Annotated in this window: 18 protein-coding genes and 1 rRNA gene; all 19 read left to right on the top strand. The window is 37.3% G+C overall.

What is annotated here, in order from left to right; translation table 11 throughout:
- The first annotated feature begins 9 nt into the window (after positions 1-9).
- Positions 10-747, top strand: a complete 738-nt coding sequence (locus tag BLQ56_RS21760; RefSeq protein WP_090859522.1) for a VWA domain-containing protein — start codon at positions 10-12, stop codon at positions 745-747.
- Positions 713-1,714 (top strand): protein kinase domain-containing protein, encoded by a 1,002-nt coding sequence (locus tag BLQ56_RS21755; RefSeq protein WP_090859520.1) that lies wholly within the window; start codon positions 713-715, stop codon positions 1,712-1,714. The genes BLQ56_RS21760 and BLQ56_RS21755 overlap by 35 nt, the downstream gene beginning before the upstream one ends.
- A gap of 96 nt (positions 1,715-1,810) precedes the next feature.
- Positions 1,811-3,214: a tRNA lysidine(34) synthetase TilS gene (gene tilS / locus BLQ56_RS21750; RefSeq protein ID WP_090859518.1), complete on the top strand. Its 1,404-nt coding sequence runs from the start codon at positions 1,811-1,813 to the stop codon at positions 3,212-3,214.
- A gap of 2 nt (positions 3,215-3,216) precedes the next feature.
- On the top strand, positions 3,217-3,756 hold the full coding sequence (gene hpt / locus BLQ56_RS21745; RefSeq protein WP_090859516.1) for a hypoxanthine phosphoribosyltransferase: 540 nt from the start codon (positions 3,217-3,219) through the stop codon (positions 3,754-3,756).
- Positions 3,757-3,875: 119 nt separating this feature from the next.
- Positions 3,876-5,825, top strand: a complete 1,950-nt coding sequence (gene ftsH / locus BLQ56_RS21740; protein ID WP_090859514.1) for an ATP-dependent zinc metalloprotease FtsH — start codon at positions 3,876-3,878, stop codon at positions 5,823-5,825.
- Between the two features lie 149 nt (positions 5,826-5,974).
- Positions 5,975-6,757, top strand: a complete 783-nt coding sequence (locus BLQ56_RS21735; RefSeq protein ID WP_090859513.1) for a type III pantothenate kinase — start codon at positions 5,975-5,977, stop codon at positions 6,755-6,757.
- 50 nt (positions 6,758-6,807) lie between these two features.
- Positions 6,808-7,686: an Hsp33 family molecular chaperone HslO gene (gene hslO, locus BLQ56_RS21730; RefSeq protein ID WP_090859511.1), complete on the top strand. Its 879-nt coding sequence runs from the start codon at positions 6,808-6,810 to the stop codon at positions 7,684-7,686.
- 74 nt (positions 7,687-7,760) lie between these two features.
- A complete protein-coding gene (locus BLQ56_RS21725) occupies positions 7,761-8,669 on the top strand; it encodes a peptidyl-prolyl cis-trans isomerase (protein ID WP_090859509.1) in 909 nt (302 codons plus the stop codon).
- 104 nt (positions 8,670-8,773) lie between these two features.
- Complete coding sequence (gene cysK, locus BLQ56_RS21720) at positions 8,774-9,703, top strand: cysteine synthase A (RefSeq protein WP_090859507.1); 930 nt, start codon at positions 8,774-8,776, stop codon at positions 9,701-9,703.
- A 204-nt stretch (positions 9,704-9,907) separates the two neighbouring features.
- Positions 9,908-11,311 (top strand): aminodeoxychorismate synthase, component I, encoded by a 1,404-nt coding sequence (gene pabB, locus BLQ56_RS21715; RefSeq protein WP_090859505.1) that lies wholly within the window; start codon positions 9,908-9,910, stop codon positions 11,309-11,311.
- A 33-nt stretch (positions 11,312-11,344) separates the two neighbouring features.
- Positions 11,345-11,944 carry an aminodeoxychorismate/anthranilate synthase component II gene (gene pabA, locus BLQ56_RS21710; RefSeq protein WP_090859502.1) on the top strand — a complete coding sequence of 200 codons (600 nt, stop codon included), beginning with the start codon at positions 11,345-11,347 and terminating at the stop codon, positions 11,942-11,944.
- Positions 11,929-12,807 carry an aminodeoxychorismate lyase gene (gene pabC, locus BLQ56_RS21705; RefSeq protein WP_090859500.1) on the top strand — a complete coding sequence of 293 codons (879 nt, stop codon included), beginning with the start codon at positions 11,929-11,931 and terminating at the stop codon, positions 12,805-12,807. Before pabA ends, pabC begins: the two co-directional genes overlap by 16 nt.
- The gene (gene folP / locus BLQ56_RS21700) at positions 12,797-13,654 is read left to right on the top strand and encodes a dihydropteroate synthase (RefSeq protein WP_386756507.1); all 858 of its coding nucleotides are present in this window, start codon (positions 12,797-12,799) and stop codon (positions 13,652-13,654) included. The genes pabC and folP overlap by 11 nt, the downstream gene beginning before the upstream one ends.
- Positions 13,647-14,006 carry a dihydroneopterin aldolase gene (gene folB / locus BLQ56_RS21695; protein ID WP_090859499.1) on the top strand — a complete coding sequence of 120 codons (360 nt, stop codon included), beginning with the start codon at positions 13,647-13,649 and terminating at the stop codon, positions 14,004-14,006. The genes folP and folB overlap by 8 nt, the downstream gene beginning before the upstream one ends.
- Before the next feature lies 1 nt (position 14,007).
- Complete coding sequence (folK, locus tag BLQ56_RS21690) at positions 14,008-14,532, top strand: 2-amino-4-hydroxy-6-hydroxymethyldihydropteridine diphosphokinase (protein ID WP_090859497.1); 525 nt, start codon at positions 14,008-14,010, stop codon at positions 14,530-14,532.
- Positions 14,484-14,696, top strand: coding sequence for a helix-turn-helix domain-containing protein (locus BLQ56_RS21685; RefSeq protein WP_090859495.1), 213 nt, complete (start codon positions 14,484-14,486; stop codon positions 14,694-14,696). The genes folK and BLQ56_RS21685 overlap by 49 nt, the downstream gene beginning before the upstream one ends.
- Positions 14,697-14,714: 18 nt before the next feature.
- A complete protein-coding gene (gene dusB, locus BLQ56_RS21680) occupies positions 14,715-15,716 on the top strand; it encodes a tRNA dihydrouridine synthase DusB (RefSeq protein WP_090859493.1) in 1,002 nt (333 codons plus the stop codon).
- Between the two features lie 194 nt (positions 15,717-15,910).
- On the top strand, positions 15,911-17,395 hold the full coding sequence (lysS, locus tag BLQ56_RS21675) for a lysine--tRNA ligase (protein ID WP_090859491.1): 1,485 nt from the start codon (positions 15,911-15,913) through the stop codon (positions 17,393-17,395).
- A 334-nt stretch (positions 17,396-17,729) separates the two neighbouring features.
- Positions 17,730-18,042 (top strand): 16S ribosomal RNA (locus BLQ56_RS21670); the annotation flags it as partial.

Genomic DNA, 18,042 nt, shown 5'->3' with positions numbered 1-18,042 from the left:
GGAAGAAGGGTGCAAAAAGGTTCATTAAAACAAATTTTATTACTAACTGATGGATGTTCAAACCAAGGTGAGGATCCACTAGCAATGGCAGCCTTGGCAAAAGAACAAGGTGTGACTGTAAATGTAATCGGAGTATTAGAAGAAGATACAATAGATGAAAAAGGTTTGCAAGAGATTGAAGGTATTGCATTAGCAAGTGGTGGAGTAAGTCAGGTTGTATACTCAACTCAGTTATCACACACTGTCCAAATGGTAACAAGGAAGGCAATGACACAGACATTACAAGGTGTCGTAAATAAAGAACTCCAACAAATATTAGGCGGCAAGACATCAATGGAGGATTTACCACCTGAAAAACGTGGTGAGGTAATGGAGGTTGTTGATGAGTTAGGAGAAACTGTCGAATTAGAGGTTCTAGTGTTAGTTGATACAAGTGCAAGTATGAAACATAAATTACCGACCGTTAAAGAAGCTTTACTAGATTTATCTTTAAGTCTCAATGCGCGAATGGGTGATAATCAATTCTCAGTTTTTATATTTCCTGGGAAAAGGAAAGATGTCGAAAAAGTGCTAGATTGGACACCTAACCTTGAATCATTGTCTAGTATTTTCCCGAAATTGACGACTGGAGGTATCACACCAACAGGTCCTGCAATTCGAGAAGCACTAACATACTTCAAGAAAAAACGTTCGTTAAGGAGTTTGATTTCTCGTGATGAACAATACTACGAAGAATCAGGTATGTAATGTTAGACCGAGTACAATCATTACAGGAAAGTGGCATAAAAAGTCATATAAAATCTTAAAGCCACTAGGATATGGGGCAAATGGCGTAGTCTACTTAGCTGAAACAAATGAGGGTCTCATAGCATTAAAAATCAGTGAAAATAGTATGTCAATTACTTCTGAAGTAAATGTATTAAAGCATTTTTCAAAGGTCCAGGGGTCTGCCCTAGGGCCTTCTTTGCTAGATGTAGATGATTGGTATAGGCAAGATCTGCGTCAAACAGTTCCCTTTTATGCGATGGAATATATAAAGGGTGACACCTTTTTAACTTTTATTGAAAAGCGTGGGAAAGAATGGACAGGTATCTTATGTTTGCAGCTATTAACAGATTTAGAAGTCCTTCATCAAAAAGGATGGGTATTCGGTGACCTTAAACCAGATAATCTAATTGTAACGGGTCATCCTCCTAGAATACGTTGTATTGATGTGGGGGGCACAACGATTCAGGGAAGATCTATTAAAGAGTTTACTGAGTTTTACGACCGTGGGTATTGGGGTGTTGGAACACGTAAAGCAGAACCCTCCTATGATTTATTTGCGGTGGCGATGATCATTATCAATTCAGTCTATCCAAAAAGGTTTTCTCGAATAAGCAATCAAGAAGGAAAAGATCAATTGAAACAGTTGATTATCTCTAACGAGCAATTAAAGAAGTTTGAAAGAGTTTTGTTTGGAGCGATAGATGGCAAGTATCAACAAGCAAGTGAAATGAGGAAAGAGTTAGTACAGTCCATTAGTCGAACAGATATACACTCGAAAAGTAAGAATAATAAAGCAAAGAGTAAGCAACCAGTAAATAGACAAGCTCGAGTATCGGTGAAAAAACAGCATCCTCCGTCAAAAAACAAAGGTCTTGTTGAAACCTTTTTAATCATAACCATGGTCTTTTTAGGGTATATTCTATATATATATGGTCAGTTATTGTAATTAAGGATGAAAAGCTTTGCAGATTATTGAATTGGGATGGTACGATAAGATAATACCCAATTAGCTTAAGGGCCTTTAGATGAAGGATTTGATTATATGAATATATCTCAGGTGAAAGATTTTATAACCAAGAACTCCTTATTAAGGGAAAATTCAACTGTACTTATAGGCGTGTCAGGTGGACCTGACTCATTAGCGTTGCTTCACTTTTTATGGACAAACTATCCGAATAACAAACTCCTAGCTGTTCATGTTGATCATATGTTTAGAGGAAAGGAATCTGAACAAGACCTTATGAGTGTGAAAGAATTTTGTCGAAAAAGGGATATCTCCTTTGAATCTACCCAAATAAATGTGAAGAAATATCAAGAGGATATGAGAGTTAGTTCACAGGTTGCTGCACGTGATTGCCGTTATGAGTTCTTTAAAGAGATGATGGAGAAGTATGAAGGGGATTACTTAGCTCTAGGGCATCATGGAGATGACCAGATTGAGACCATTTTAATGAGAATGGTTAGAGGAGGTTCATCTTATAGTCGTGCAGGAATGAGGGCTAAGAGAGTATTTGCGACAGGATATCTTATCCGTCCGTTTTTGTGTTTGAATAAATCCGATATTGAGTCTTATTGTACCAATCATGATTTAGTTCCACGGTATGATCCTAGTAATGAGGAAGATAAATATACTAGGAATCGCTTTAGGAATCATGTACTTCCCTTCTTTAAAAAGGAGAATCAACAGGTTCATCTGCGTTTTCAACAATACAGTGAGCAACTTATCGAAGATGAGGCATTGTTAGAGGAATTAACTCAAGATAAATTGAATACAGTAATAAGAAAGCAAGACAAAGATGAAGTCTCTATCAGTGTTAGCAATTATAGTAAAATGCCTAAACCTTTACAAAGAAGAGGGATTCAACTAATATTAAAATATCTTTATAAGGATACCTCTCCAGACCTCAATTCAATACATATTGATAATTTGTTATCTTTCTTGGCTAACGAACATCCGTCAGGAATCCTACATTTTCCATTAGGATTACGAATTATCCGTTCTTATGATGATTGTCATTTTAGTTTTCTTGAAAAAAAGACCGAGCCATATTCATTCATTATCGAGCAAGATTCGGTAATTGAATGTAATAATGGGTACGAATTGGTTAGCGAAACTCGGGGATACTACCCAGAAGAATTTAAGGGAGAACATATTTTTGTTATTGACCCAGATTCAGTAGTGCCTCCTTTGTATGTTCGGTCAAGAAAAACTGGAGATAAAATGACACAAAAAGGCATGAAGGGAACGAAAAAGGTAAAAGATATCTTTATTGATAAAAAAGTAGATCGAGGCCAAAGAGAATTATGGCCAATCGTCACTGATTCACAAGGTACAATATTATGGATTCCTTTATTAAAAAAATCATCATATGAAGCAAGTAACCTTTTAAAAGACAAGTACATCCTGTTACAGTACAAAGCAACGAAATCTAGGGGGCAATCATAATTATGAAGCAAGATATTGAAAAAATTCTTTATTCTGAACAAGAAATCCAAGAAAAGGTAGTAGAACTAGGTAAAGCATTATCTGAAGAATATCAAGACCGTTTTCCATTAGCAATTGGTATCCTAAAAGGTGCAATGCCATTTATGGGTGATTTGCTAAAAAGAATGGATACTTATTTAGAAATGGACTTTATGGACGTGTCAAGCTATGGAAATAGTATGGTATCCTCGGGAGAAGTTAAAATCCTAAAGGATCTAGATACTTCTGTTGAGGGTAGAGATATCTTAGTAATAGAAGATATCATTGATAGTGGACTTACATTAAGTTACATAGTGGAGCTTTTTAAATATCGTAAAGCTAAATCAATCAAGATTGTCACATTATTAGATAAGCCAACTGGTAGAAAAGCACCGATCGAAGCAGATTATGTAGGGTTCATTGTACCGGATGAATTCGTTGTTGGTTATGGTCTTGATTACGCTGAAAAATATCGAAATCTTCCATACATAGGAGTTCTAAAACCGGAAGTATACAGTCAATAATTGTCGAAACTTGATAAGTTTCTGATAACTCGAAGAAAACCTTTGTATATTGTTTGATTTGACTTAATTTACTATGATACTATTTAATATAGTTTGTTCATCGTGGGAGGAGGTAAGGGATGAATCGGATTTTCCGTAATACAATATTTTATTTACTAATCTTTTTAGTTATTATTGGTGTGGTGAGCTTTTTCCAAGGAAATAATACACCAACCAAGGAATTGACGTATAATGGGTTTATTTCAAGCCTTGAAAATGGAGAGGTGGATCATTTCACGGTACAGCCCGAACGTGGTGTTTATGTCGTGAGAGGTCAACTAAAGGGTGCTGAAAAAGAGGAATTCTTCCAGACGTTTGTCGTAAATAGTGACAATGTTATGGATCGAATCGATGAAGCCGCTGCGACAGGTGGAGCAGATGTTAGCATTCTTCAAGCGAAAGAAACAAGTGGCTGGGTTACATTTTTCACCTCAATCATTCCTTTCGTTATTATCTTTATACTCTTTTTCTTCCTTTTAAACCAAGCTCAAGGTGGCGGCGGAGGCCGAGTCATGAACTTTGGTAAGAGTAAGGCAAAGTTATACAGTGAAGAAAAGAAAAAGGTTAGATTTAAAGATGTTGCTGGTGCTGATGAGGAAAAGCAAGAGCTTGTTGAAGTTGTTGAATTCCTTAAAGATCCTCGAAAGTTTGCAGAGTTAGGTGCACGTATTCCAAAAGGTGTTCTTTTAGTGGGGCCTCCTGGTACAGGTAAAACATTACTTGCACGTGCAGTTGCTGGTGAAGCTGGAGTACCATTCTTCTCAATCAGTGGATCTGATTTTGTTGAAATGTTTGTCGGTGTCGGTGCATCACGTGTACGTGATCTTTTTGAAAATGCAAAAAAGAATGCACCATGTATTATCTTTATAGATGAAATTGATGCAGTAGGGCGCCAACGTGGAGCTGGTTTAGGTGGAGGTCATGATGAACGTGAGCAAACCCTGAATCAATTACTTGTAGAAATGGATGGATTTGGAGCGAACGAAGGTATTATCATCGTTGCCGCAACAAACCGCCCAGACATTCTTGATCCTGCATTATTACGTCCAGGTCGATTTGATCGTCAAATTACAGTCGATCGTCCAGATGTAAATGGAAGGGAAGCTGTATTACAGGTACATGCACATAATAAACCTTTAGATGAAACGGTTAATTTGAGAGCAATTGCAATGAGAACACCAGGCTTCTCAGGTGCAGATCTTGAAAATCTATTAAATGAAGCAGCCTTAGTTGCAGCTCGATCTAATAAGAAGAAAATCGAAATGGAAGACATTGATGAAGCTACAGACCGCGTAATTGCAGGTCCTGCAAAAAAGACAAGGGTTATTTCAAAGAAAGAACGAAATATTGTTGCTTATCATGAGGCCGGTCACGTAATCATTGGTGTTGTTCTAGATGAAGCAGATATGGTTCACAAGGTAACAATTGTCCCACGTGGGCAAGCTGGTGGTTATGCGGTTATGTTACCAAGAGAAGATCGCTACTTCATGACAAAACCAGAATTACTCGATAAGATTACTGGGTTGCTGGGTGGTCGTGTTGCAGAGGAGATTGTTTTTGGTGAAGTAAGTACTGGTGCGCATAATGACTTCCAACGTGCCACAGGTATTGCACGCAAGATGGTAACAGAATATGGAATGAGTGAGAAGCTTGGGCCATTACAATTTGGTCAAGCGCAAGGTGGTCAAGTATTCCTTGGAAGAGACCTTCATAACGAACAAAACTACAGTGATGCGATTGCTCATGAAATTGACATGGAAATTCAACGCTTTATAAAAGAAAGCTATGAACGAGCACGTCAAATTCTTACAGAGAATCGAGAGAAATTAGAATTAATCGCTAAAACATTGCTTGAAGTTGAAACATTGGATGCAGATCAGATTAAGAACCTTGTTGACAAGGGTACTTTACCAGAGCGTCCTGTTAGCTCAAGCACTGAAACTGCAGTCAAACCTTCAAATTCTTCTGATGATGTAAAAGTAAACATCAACACGAAGAAAGAGGAAACTCCTGAAGACAAAAATAAATAATTTAAGTGATGAGCGGTTTGACCCAAGCGGTCAAACCGCTTTTTTTATATCTACTAGTATAAGTTATTTTCAAAGACCTAGTGGTTAACCTTTCTGGACCAATTATGGTATGATTAATTCAAAAAAATAGAATCTAAGTGGTGAATACGATGATCTTTGTTTTAGATGTTGGAAATACGAACACAGTTCTTGGTGTATATGATCAAGAGGAGCTTAAGTATCATTGGAGAATAGAAACAAGTCGAAATAAAACTGAAGATGAATACGGTATGATTGTAAAGTCTCTATTAGATCACGTTGACCTTTCTTTCTATGATATTCGAGGAATTATTATATCTTCTGTTGTTCCACCAATCATGTTCTCTCTAGAAAGAATGTGTGAGAAGTACTTTAAGATTAAACCGATGATTGTAGGACCTGGGATTAAAACAGGACTAAATATAAAGTATGATAATCCAAAAGAAGTTGGAGCAGACCGAATCGTTAATGCTGTAGCAGGGATTCACCTTTATGGAAGTCCGCTTATTATTGTAGATTTTGGAACAGCAACTACATATTGCTATATCAATGAGCAAGGTCATTATATGGGTGGGGCCATTGCTCCTGGGATTGGTATTTCAACAGAGGCTCTGTATTCACGTGCCTCAAAACTGCCTCGTATTGAGATTGCGAGACCAGATGATGTTATTGGGAAGAATACGGTTAGTGCGATGCAGGCCGGGATCGTATACGGATATGTAGGCCAAGTTGAAGGAATTGTTACTCGATTTAAATCACAAGCTAAGATAGAGCCTAAAGTGATTGCAACTGGGGGCTTAGCATCTCTAATCTCGAAAGAATCTACTATCATAGATGTTATAGATCCTTTTCTAACACTTAAAGGCTTACAGCTTATTTATGAAAGAAATGCGGAACCAAGGCAAAGAGGCTAATTTAAAAAACATTCTAAGGATGTACAACAACGAGAAAAAGGAGTTTTTTTATGACTGATTATTTGATTAAGGCACTTGCTTTTGATGGACAAGTCCGAGCGTATGCTCTTCGTACAACAGAAACAGTAGCAGAAGCACAGAGGAGACATGGAACATGGCCAACTGCATCTGCAGCGTTAGGGAGATCAATGACAGCAGGAGTCATGTTGGGGGCTACGTTAAAAGGAGAAGATAAAATCACAATCAAAGTTGAAGGTGGCGGACCTATTGGTGTCATCCTGGTCGATAGTAACGCCAAAGGAGAGGTAAGAGGTTATGTTACAAATCCTCAGACGAATTTTGAATTAAATGAGTACGGAAAACTAGACGTTAGAAGAGCTGTCGGTACTGAGGGGACATTAACTGTAGTAAAGGATCTAGGTATGAGGGAACAATTCTCTGGACAGGTTCCAATCGTATCGGGTGAACTAGGCGATGACTTTACATACTACCTAGTTTCCTCAGAGCAAGTACCTTCTTCAGTAGGTGTTGGAGTATTGGTAAACCCTGATGATACTATACTTGCCGCGGGTGGTTTTTTAATTCAGTTACTTCCTGGGACGAGCGAAGAGACAATTGTTGAAATTGAAGAAAAACTTAAGACAATTCCAGCAATATCAAGCTTAATTGAAAAAGGTCTTACACCAGAAGAGATCCTGTATGAAATTTTGGGAAAAGACAATATCAAAATTATTGATAAGATGGATGTGTCCTTTAATTGTCCGTGTTCAAGAGAGAGAATTGAAAATGCGATTATAAGCTTAGGTGTTCAGGAAATTCAAGATATGATCGATGAAGATGGTAAAGCTGATGCTCAATGTCATTTCTGTAATGAAAGTTATCATTTTACGAAGGAACAGCTTGTTGATTTAAAAGAACAGACTAAATAATAGGGCCCTTATTGTAGCGGAGTAAAAAAAGAGAATTGCTACAAAAAGTCTTTAAATATTGGGGAGAGGGTTACATGAATACTAAAATACTTTGGGGAATAATAGGTTTCTTAGTCTTGTTAAATTGTTTGACCGTTGCTTATTTCTTCTCTAACAATCAAGGTGGTTTCAAAAAGGTTTCAACAAGCGTTGATATAAATAGCTCAACTGAAGAAACTGTAGGAAAGATTGGTAATACTGTCATAACAAGACAAGAATGGTTAGTTGAGTTAGAAAAGCGTTATGGGAAAGAGACATTAGAAGACATGATTGATGAGAAAGTAATAAAGGAAATGGCGAGTAAATATAAAATTGATATATCTGAAGATGTAATTGAACGTGAAGTAACCATGATTAAAACAATGTATAATCCACTTGACCACGAGAAAATTAATGATGATCAATGGAGAGAGCAAATTGAAATGAGTTTATTGTTAGAGGAATTAGTTACAAAAGATGCGGTTATATCTGAGGAAGAGTTACAGCAATTTTATGATCAAAACAAAGATCTTTATGATATACCAACGACATATCATCTTTCACATATTGTTGTTAAAAATGTGGAGGAAGCAAACCAAGTAGTTAAAGAACTTGATAATGGGTCAAATTTTTCGGCGCTAGCAATGGAAAAATCGATCGATGAATTTTCTGCAAGTCAGGGTGGCGAACTTGGATTTGTTTCAGAGGAAAGTGGGTTTGTACCAGAGGGGTATATTGAGAAGGCTAAGCAAATGGATTTAAATCAATGGAGTGAGCCTATTGAATTAGAAGAAGGTTATGCTGTAATCCACTTACATGAAGTAATACCAGGTGTAACGTATAGCTTTGATGAAGTGAAAAATCAAATAAGAAGACAGATTGCGATTGACCAAGTACAGGGAGCTCTTTCTATCAAATCATTTTGGGAAGAAGCAGAGGTTTCTTGGTTTTATGAAAACGAATAAATTAATTTAAAAAAGTGAATCGAAATGATTGACAATTTCGATAACAATTGGTAAATTGTATACAAAACCAATAAAAATACTAGGGATTAAGAGGTGGTTCTGAAATGGTACGTGTAGCAAATTCAATTCATGAGCTAGTAGGAGAAACCCCGATAGTTAAATTAAATAGACTTGTTGATGAAAATAGTGCAGATGTTTACTTGAAATTGGAATTTATGAATCCAGGTAGTAGTGTAAAAGATCGTATTGCTCTTGCTATGATCGAAGCGGCTGAAAAAAGCGGTGAATTAAAAGTAGGTGATACAATTGTTGAGCCTACAAGTGGTAACACGGGTATTGGATTAGCGATGGTCGCAGCAGCTAAGGGAATCAAAGCGATTCTTGTTATGCCTGAAACAATGAGTTTGGAAAGACGTAATTTATTACGTGCATATGGTGCTGAACTTGTTCTTACACCAGGCCCAGAGGGAATGGGTGGAGCTATTCGTAAGGCAGAAGAACTTTCAAAAGAGCATGGTTATTTTATGCCTCAACAATTTAAAAATGAAGCAAATCCAGAGATTCATCGTAATACAACTGGTAAAGAAATTGTTAGCCAGATGAGCGATGGGGTGGATGCATTCATTTCAGGAATTGGAACTGGTGGAACTATTACAGGTGTTGGGCAAGTGTTAAAAGAGCATTTCCCAAATGTAAAGATTGTTGCTGTAGAGCCAGCTGATTCTCCAATTTTATCTGGTGGTAAGCCAGGTCCTCATAAGATTCAAGGGATTGGAGCTGGTTTTGTTCCAGATATCCTTGATACAAAGGTATATGATGAAGTGGTGACGGTTAAGAATGATGAAGCATTTGATTATGCTCGCCGTGCCGCACGTGAGGAAGGAATTCTTGGTGGGATTTCGTCAGGAGCTGCCATTTTTGCTGCACTAAAAGTAGCAAAAGAGCTTGGAAAAGGAAAGAAAGTGTTAGCAGTTCTACCAAGTAACGGAGAGCGTTACTTAAGCACTCCGCTGTACCAATTTGAACAAGAATAAAAAAATATAATCCAAGAGACTGTCTGAAGAAGTGTTTAGGTGCTGATTTTAATACTATTGTTAGATTTCTAATGAGTATTTAGCACTTAGGATACATGATTCGGACAGTCTTTTTTTTGTAAGCATACTTCTGTCCCAAAATGGTGATGACATGGAAAGAATCATGTACAATAGCTGTATGAGAGTAATGAGGAGTGTGAGGTTGTGCAACGGAGAACAACACTAGCGAAGAAAATATGTTATCAGCATATAAATTGGTTTAATCAATATAAACAATTATCCAATAATGAGGATTTCCATGTGTTACTTGAAAGTGGCCGCGGTGGAAAATATAGTATTATGGGTTTAAAACCCTTTGCAATACTCAAAGGGAAAAATCACGAATTAGTTATTACGATGGTAGATGAGAACCGACAGGAAATTGTCAAGGGTGACCCATTGGACAGTATGAAAAAATGGATGATGAACTATGAAACGAATCAGAATCCTTCATACCCTGACTTCCAAGGAGGAGCTATTGGATTTATTAGTTATGATTATGCCAGGTATATAGAAGGCTTACCTGAACAATCTGCAGATGATTTAGATACCCCTGACCTTTACTTCATGGTATTTAATGACTTGGTTTTATTTGACCATGAAGAAGAGGTTTTATGGCTAATTACACATTATGAAGATTCAATTGACGAAGGGGAATTAAGATTAGAGCAGTTGGAGCATCAATGGACAAGTCCCCTAAATGATTTCAAGGAACTGTCTTTTCATTATCAAGGAGATACAAATAATCTTATTTCCTTTCAGGAACAAGATTTCCACGATGCTGTGTGTAAGATTAAGGACTATATTGCTAATGGTGATATCTTTCAAGTTAACTTGTCTGTTCGTCAGTCACAGACACTTGAGTCACACCCAATGAAGATTTATGAGAATTTGCGAAAAATAAATCCTTCTCCTTACATGTCATATGTCCATTTCCCAGAATTCCAGTTAGTTAGTGGATCGCCTGAGCTACTAGTTAAGAAAAAGGGACTTGAGGTAAGCACAAGACCAATTGCAGGTACTCGCTCTAGAGGGATGAATGAAGAAGAAGATAGTCAATTAGCAAATGAACTAATAGAAAATGAAAAAGAACGAGCAGAACATGTCATGCTTGTAGACTTAGAAAGAAATGATCTTGGAAGAGTCTGTAGGTTTGGTACAGTTGAAGTTAATGAGTTTATGGTGATTGAGAAATATTCACATGTCATGCATATCGTTTCTAATGTACGAGGTGAACTTGCTTCAGATAAGGATGCTTACGATGTTCTTCGAGCAGCCTTTCCAGGCGGGACCATAACCGGTGCTCCAAAAGTTAGAACGATGGAAATTATAGAAGAGCTTGAGCCTGTGCGGAGAGGGGTATATACTGGTTCTATTGGATGGATTAGTTTTTCAGGAGAAATGGAAATGAATATTGCAATTCGTACGCTTGTTGCTAAGGATGGGATAGCACATGTACAAGCAGGTGCAGGTATCGTAATTGATTCTAATCCGAAGCACGAATACAAGGAATCCTTGAAAAAGGCAAAGGCGTTGTGGAAAGCAAAGGAATTAAGTGAAGCTGAGTAGCAAGAGAAAAATTTTAGTATGAGGTGAGATAGAATGATATTAATGATTGATAACTATGATTCTTTTACATTTAATTTAGTTCAGTATTTAGGTGAGTTAGGTCAAGAATTAGTGGTTAAACGAAATGATGAAATATCAATAAAAGAGATAGAAGAGCTTAATCCTGAGTTTTTAATGATTTCTCCTGGACCGTGCAGTCCAAATGAAGCGGGTATTAGCCTTGAAGCAATTGAGTATTTCGCCGGTAAGATTCCAATCTTTGGAGTTTGTTTAGGGCATCAATCAATTGGTCAAGTTTTTGGAGGTGATGTTGTTCGTGCTGAGCGCTTAATGCATGGAAAGACATCGCAAATACATCATAATAACGAAACAATCTTTGAAGGGCTAGAGAACCCTTTAACAGCAACAAGATATCATTCTCTTATTGTTAAGAAGGAGACTCTACCTGATTGTCTAGAAATAACAGCTTGGACAGATGAACAGGAAATTATGGCAATTCGTCATAAAACCCTCCCAATTGAAGGTGTTCAGTTCCATCCGGAATCCATAATGACTTCTTTCGGGAAAGAAATGCTGCAGAATTTTATAAATAAGTATAAAAGGACTGAGCATACTTCATGTTCATCTATTTAAATGGCGAAATTATAAAAGAAGAGGAAGCAAGAATCACACCATTTGATCATGGATATATCTATGGTCTTGGTGTTTTTGAAACTTTTAGAGTATATGATGGTCATCCCTTTTTATTCGATGACCATCTTATGCGTTTAAGGATAGCTTTGCAGGAGCTTAATATACGATTTGAGTATTCAAAAGAGGATCTCTTGCAAATGGTACATCGTACCCTTGAAGCGAACGGCTTAAGTGATGCTTATATTAGGTTTAATGTGTCTGCAGGCAAAGGCGAGATTGGGTTACAGATTGGTGAATATGGGGATCCGACCGTTATAATTTTTGCCAAGCCACTGCCTAAATTAATAGTGGAGAAAGAAGCAGTTATTCTAAATACACTCCGTAATACTCCAGAGGGTCCATTTCGATTGAAATCTCATCACTACTTAAATAATATCTATGCCAAACGTGAACTTGGAAATGATCCAAGGAAAGAAGGGTTATTACTAACCAAGGAAGGTTACCTTTCAGAAGGGATTACTTCAAATCTTTTTTGGGTAAAGAATCAATCATTTTATACTCCCTCATTAGAAACAGGGATATTAAATGGAATAACTAGATCGTATCTAAAGGAGTTAATTTATATTTTAGGTTATAAGTTAAATGAGGGTTACTATTCTCCTAGTGAACTGATGGACAGTGATGAAATCTTTATTACAAATTCAATTCAAGAAATTGTTCATATATCAGCAGTAAACAATAAGAACTTTGCTGGACATACTGATGCTCTTACATCAAAACTTCAAAGAATATATAAGAAGCATCGATACCAACTGTGGAGTAAAAGTGATTTAATAGAGAGGAAAGATACAATTGAAGAATAGGTTTCCAATAAAATCTTCAAAGATTTCATCTGGTTCATATCAATTTCCACTTGCCGATAAGACATATATCATGGGTATTTTAAACATTACACCAGATTCATTTTCTGATGGAGGTAAGTATAATCAGTTAGAATATGCAGTTGAGCATGCAAGGGAAATGGTAAAACAAGGCGCGGATATCATTGACATTGGTGGAGAGTCAACAAGGCCTGGTTACCAGAAGATTTCTGTTGAAGAAGAGTTAGAGCGAGTCATCCCAGTCATTAAGGCGATATCATCAGTGGTCGACGTTCCTATCTCTATTGATACATATAAAGCAGAGGTAGCAAAAGGAGCACTCGAAGCAGGAGCTCATATAATCAATGATGTGTGGGGAGCAAAAGCGGACCCTGAAATGGCTTATATTGCAGCTAAGTTTGAGGTGCCAATCATTCTAATGCATAACCGTCCTAATAAAGAATATAAAAATCTTATTGAAGATATGCTCGTTGATTTGCAAGAAAGTATCGATATAGTCAAAGATGCTGGAGTGAAGGATGAGAAGATTATTATTGATCCTGGTGTAGGCTTTGCGAAAGACTATGACCATAATATAAAGGTAATTCAAAACCTTGAACAATTTCATCGTTTGGGATACCCTGTTTTACTAGGAGCCTCAAGAAAGTCATTTATCGGGCAAATATTGGATCTTCCTCCTGAACAAAGAGACGAAGGGACAGGTGCAACCACTTGTCTAGCTATAGAAAAAGGCTGTTCATTTGTTCGGGTTCATAATGTAGTCTTAACTAAACGATTAGTAAGTATGATGGATGAACTAACTGGTAAAGGAGGAGAGAACCATCGATAAAATTTATGTAAATCAAATGGATTTTTACGGCTATCATGGTGTACTCCCTGAAGAAACACGTTTAGGTCAACGGTTTATTATTGATTTAGTTGTAGAAGCAGACTTAAAGCAAGCGGGAGAAACGGACGACCTACAATATACGATTAATTATGCGGAGCTTTATCATATTTGTAAGGAAATTGTTGAGGGAGAACCATATAAACTGATAGAAGCCGTCGCAGAAAAGATTACGAAAGCGATCCTTAATGAATTTCATTCAATTAACGTGATCACTGTAAAAGTAATTAAACCAAATCCTCCTATACAAGGTCATTATCAATCAGTTGCCGTAGAGGTACAAAGGAGTAGATGAGTTGAATATAGCATATATTGGTTTAGGTTCCAATATGGGGGATCGTTTATTCCATTTGCATGAAGCAGTCAAACTCTTGGACCGGGATGAACGAATATCAGTAATTGAAACTTCCTCGATTTATCAAACAGCACCTGTAGGTTATCTTGAGCAAGATTTATTTTTAAATATGGTAATTAAAGCAAATACCTTACTGGAACCTATTGATTTACTGGAAGTTACTCAACAAATTGAGAAGGAACTTGGAAGAAAAAGGGATATTAAGTGGGGTCCTCGAACGATAGACCTTGACATTTTACTATATAATAACGAAAATATTGAAACAGAGAAGTTAATAATTCCTCATCCGCGGATGAATGAACGAGCTTTTGTTCTAGTTCCGTTGACGGAGATTGATGATCGAATAGAACATCCGTATACAAAGATGCCAATATCTTTATTCATACAGGGATTACAAGACAGAGAAGAGGTACAACTATGGAAGCGGAAAAGTGGGGAAGGCGCATACGAGCTTTTCGAAAATTGAAGGGCTACACACAAGAGAACTTTGCGAAGAATCTTGGTGTTTCCGTGTCTGTGTTAGGTGAGATAGAGCGTGGTAACCGTGTACCAAGTGAAGAGTTTATTAATGGGGTTGCAGAATTACTAAGTGTAACAGTTAGTGAATTAGCACCTAAGAACACGGATTAATCCTTAAGGAGGGTTACTATGTTGAAAATTGGAGATATTCAAATGAAAAACCAGGTGGTTTTAGCTCCAATGGCAGGAGTCTGTAATGCTGCATTTCGCCTGACTGTGAAAGAGTTTGGTGCTGGATTGGTTTGTGCAGAAATGGTAAGCGATAAAGCAATCCTCTATAACAATGCTAAGACAATGGGAATGTTATATATAGATGAACAAGAGAAACCACTAAGCCTACAAATTTTCGGTGGTGAAAAAGAAACGCTTGTAGAAGCGGCTAAATTCGTAGATAAAAACACCACAGCTGATATCATTGATATAAATATGGGATGTCCAGTTCCTAAAATTACGAAATGTGATGCAGGTGCAAAATGGCTATTAGATCCGAACAAAATCTATGAAATGGTTTCGGCGGTAGTGGATGCGGTGGATAAACCTGTGACAGTTAAGATGCGTATGGGGTGGGATGAAGAACATATTTTTGCGATTCAGAATGCCCAAGCAGTTGAACGTGCAGGGGGGAAAGCTGTAGCGCTTCATGGTCGTACTCGTGTACAAATGTATGAAGGTCATGCTAATTGGGACATCATTAAAGAAGTGAAGCAATCCGTCTCAATTCCGGTTATTGGTAATGGCGATGTTCAGACTCCACAGGATGCGAAACGCATGCTCGAGGAAACTGGGGTAGATGGTGTAATGATAGGTAGAGCAGCATTAGGTAACCCATGGATGATTTACCAAACTGTTAAGTACCTTGAAACTGGAGAAATGATTCCCGAACCAGGGGTTCGAGAAAAAATGGATGTATGTATTTTACATTTAGATCGCTTAATCGATCTAAAGAATGAAAATGTAGCGGTTAGAGAAATGAGAAAGCATGCTGCTTGGTATCTAAAAGGGATAAGAGGCAATGCTATCGTTCGAAATTCTGTTAATGAATGTGTAACTCGGGAAGACTTAGTTACTTTATTATATAATTTTGTAGATGAGGTTGAACATAAGCAACAAAGCAATACACAGGTAGTTTAGCAATATGCAAATCTGAACGGTTACAAATTACCTGAAATTATTGTTTATTGCTACTGCCAGTTGCTTACTGGCAGTTTTTCTGCTTATATAATTAAGGGAGTATTTTATAAAACATACATACAATACATATATTTGTTTGTTTCGGGTTAATGCTTGGATATACTATATTAATAAATAAATAGTGGAGTGATCTTATGAGTCAGGAAGAATTGAACGATCAGTTTATAGTTAGAAGAGAAAAGTTAAATAGCTTGCGTGATAAAGGATTAGATCCATTTGGAAAGCGATTTGACCGAACTCACACGTCAAAAGAGTTGATTGATCTGTATGATGGGATTGAAAAGGAAGATCTTGATCAGAAAGAAATTACAGTTACGATTGCGGGCCGTATTAAAACAAAGCGAGGAAAAGGTAAAGCAGGCTTTACCCACATCCAAGACCTTACAGGACAAATTCAACTTTATATTCGTCAAGATGCTGTAGGAGAAGAACAATACGATGTCTTTAACACAGCTGATCTAGGTGATATTGTTGGAGTGACAGGAAACGTATTTAAGACAAAGGTTGGAGAACTTTCGATAAAAGTAGAATCGTTCGAACTATTATCTAAATCACTTAGACCTCTTCCTGAGAAATTTCACGGTTTAAAGGATGTTGAACAACGTTACCGTCAAAGATATCTTGATTTAATCATGAATCCTGAGAGTAAGGATACGTTCATATTGCGAAGTAAAATCATTCGTTCTATGCGCAGATATTTAGATGACCATGGTTACTTAGAAGTAGAAACACCAATGATGCACTCTATTCCTGGTGGAGCTTCAGCGAGACCATTTGTCACACATCATAATGCATTAGATATCCCTCTTTATATGAGAATTGCTATTGAACTACACTTAAAGCGTCTTATTGTTGGTGGTTTAGAAAAGGTGTACGAGATCGGACGAGTATTTAGAAATGAAGGGGTGTCAACAAGGCATAACCCGGAATTCACTATGATCGAATTGTACGAAGCATATGCTGATTACAAAGATATTATGAGTTTGACTGAGAATTTAGTTGCACATATTGCCCAAGATGTCCTTGGAACTACTACTGTACAATACGGTGATTATGAAATCGATTTAAAACCAGAATGGACAAGACTTCATATGGTTGATGCAATTAAAGAGCATACAGGTGTAGACTTTTGGAAAGAAATGAGTGTTGAGGAAGCAAGGCAACTCGCGAAAGACCACGGTGTTGAAATTAACAACAATATGCAGTACGGTCATATTGTGAATGAATTCTTTGAGCAAAAAGTTGAAGAGAAATTAATTCAACCGACTTTCATATTTGGACACCCTGTAGAAATCTCACCTTTGGCTAAGAAAAATCCCGAAGATGAGAGATTTACAGATCGGTTCGAATTATTCATAGTAGCTCGTGAGCATGCAAATGCATTTACAGAATTGAATGATCCTATTGATCAACGTCAGCGCTTTGAAGCTCAAATTCAAGAAAGAGAGCAAGGTAATGATGAAGCTCACATGATGGATGATGATTTCATTGAAGCATTAGAATATGGTATGCCTCCGACTGGTGGATTGGGTATTGGTATTGACCGACTTGTTATGCTACTAACAAATTCTCCATCAATCAGAGATGTATTACTTTTTCCACAAATGAGAAATAGATAAGGTTTATTAAGGGCGTCTTTAGGGCGTCCTTGTTTTTTTATCCTTTGAGATCTACTTTGTGTTCTACTTAGTTATATAATCTTTGTAAGATAGAAAAAAAGTGTTGCAATTAAAATGCTATGGTGATATATTAATAAACGTCGCTTCTGAGGCAAATAACTTTTACAAATGCTAATTTAAAAAAGTGTTGACTTCGAAAACGACAAATGATAATATAATAAAGCTGCTTAGATAAAGCGGCACAAAAAGAAAGACAAGCTCTTTGAAAACTGAACACAATAAACAAACGTCAACGTTTTAAAATTAGTAACAAACTATTGAGCAATCAATACTCTTTTTGGAGAGTTTGATCCTGGCTCAGGATGAACGCTGGCGGCGTGCCTAATACATGCAAGTCGAGCGGATTTGAGGGAGCTTGCTCCCTCATATTAGCGGCGGACGGGTGAGTAACACGTGGGCAATCTGCCTGTAAGACTGGGATAACTTCGGGAAACCGGAGCTAATACCGGATAATATAGAGAACCGCATGGTTCTCTATTAAAAGATGGTTTCGGCTATCACTTACAGATGAGCCCGCGGCGCATTAGCTAGTTGGTGAGGTAATGGCTCACCAAGGCAACGATGCGTAGCCGACCTGAGAGGGTGAT

The sequence above is a fragment of the Litchfieldia salsa genome (genome assembly GCF_900104555.1).
Lineage (GTDB): Bacteria > Bacillota > Bacilli > Bacillales > Bacillaceae_L > Litchfieldia > Litchfieldia salsa.
The sequence above is the reverse complement of the archived record's forward strand: the minus strand, read 5'-3'. Positions and strand labels throughout refer to the sequence as shown.

What these genes read in the sequence shown, in the direction of transcription:
- pabC (WP_090859500.1), top strand. Translation starts at nt 11,929, where the DNA reads ATGTTCATCTATTTAAATGGCGAAATTATAAAAGAAGAGGAAGCAAGA.
- BLQ56_RS21685 (WP_090859495.1), top strand. Translation starts at nt 14,484, where the DNA reads ATGGAAGCGGAAAAGTGGGGAAGGCGCATACGAGCTTTTCGAAAATTG.
- BLQ56_RS21735 (WP_090859513.1), top strand. Translation starts at nt 5,975, where the DNA reads ATGATCTTTGTTTTAGATGTTGGAAATACGAACACAGTTCTTGGTGTA.
- tilS (WP_090859518.1), top strand. Translation starts at nt 1,811, where the DNA reads ATGAATATATCTCAGGTGAAAGATTTTATAACCAAGAACTCCTTATTA.
- lysS (WP_090859491.1), top strand. Translation starts at nt 15,911, where the DNA reads ATGAGTCAGGAAGAATTGAACGATCAGTTTATAGTTAGAAGAGAAAAG.
- BLQ56_RS21725 (WP_090859509.1), top strand. Translation starts at nt 7,761, where the DNA reads ATGAATACTAAAATACTTTGGGGAATAATAGGTTTCTTAGTCTTGTTA.
- dusB (WP_090859493.1), top strand. Translation starts at nt 14,715, where the DNA reads ATGTTGAAAATTGGAGATATTCAAATGAAAAACCAGGTGGTTTTAGCT.
- hpt (WP_090859516.1), top strand. Translation starts at nt 3,217, where the DNA reads ATGAAGCAAGATATTGAAAAAATTCTTTATTCTGAACAAGAAATCCAA.
- ftsH (WP_090859514.1), top strand. Translation starts at nt 3,876, where the DNA reads ATGAATCGGATTTTCCGTAATACAATATTTTATTTACTAATCTTTTTA.
- cysK (WP_090859507.1), top strand. Translation starts at nt 8,774, where the DNA reads ATGGTACGTGTAGCAAATTCAATTCATGAGCTAGTAGGAGAAACCCCG.
- pabA (WP_090859502.1), top strand. Translation starts at nt 11,345, where the DNA reads ATGATATTAATGATTGATAACTATGATTCTTTTACATTTAATTTAGTT.
- hslO (WP_090859511.1), top strand. Translation starts at nt 6,808, where the DNA reads ATGACTGATTATTTGATTAAGGCACTTGCTTTTGATGGACAAGTCCGA.